This is a genomic window from Clostridioides sp. ZZV15-6388 (genome assembly GCF_020657755.1).
GTDB lineage: Bacteria > Bacillota > Clostridia > Peptostreptococcales > Peptostreptococcaceae > Clostridioides.
On sequence record NZ_JAGWCU010000081.1, the window covers coordinates 1 to 533 of the forward strand.

Here is a 533-nt window from a genome sequence, read left to right on the forward strand (position 1 = left end):
TATATACAAATCTACAACATCCAAAAGTTTTGTTAATTAACTCTTGCTGTTTTTTATTTGGATACATTCTAAACTTATAAGCTTTTTCCACTACTACCACCTCACTTTACTTGTTTTTTCTGATTATCTATATGGTATTGTACTAAATATACATATACTCTACCATGAGTCACTTCCATTTTTCATCACCTATCATAATATTAAAATATGCAATTACTTAAAACAAGTATTTTGAAGATTTTTTATATTTATTTTTAAATAACATATGTAAGAACCATAAGTCTTAACTTTTATCATTTTTGAGGTTGTCGTTCACATAAGTTCGCTACTACCTATGCAGTTCTCTTATGAACTTCTTACATTTTCATGCAAGCACAGACTATATCTTATCCTTCGGCATTATCCATTAAGGTCTACCCACTTCCACTACCGATAGCTTGTAGTGTACTTCCCTCAAGAGGAATAGTCGTTGAAGTTTCTCCTATTCGGAGCTTACCTGCTGATTGCCCATTTTAAAGTACTTAGGGTTTAAC

The 533-nt window shown here is 31.1% G+C and carries 1 protein-coding gene; it reads right to left on the reverse strand.

Annotated features, from left to right (window positions below):
* Positions 1–100 (reverse strand): helix-turn-helix domain-containing protein (locus KGF48_RS19850; protein ID WP_227864786.1); only part of this gene is annotated, 100 nt, incomplete at its 3' end.
* Positions 101–533 lie beyond the last annotated feature (433 nt).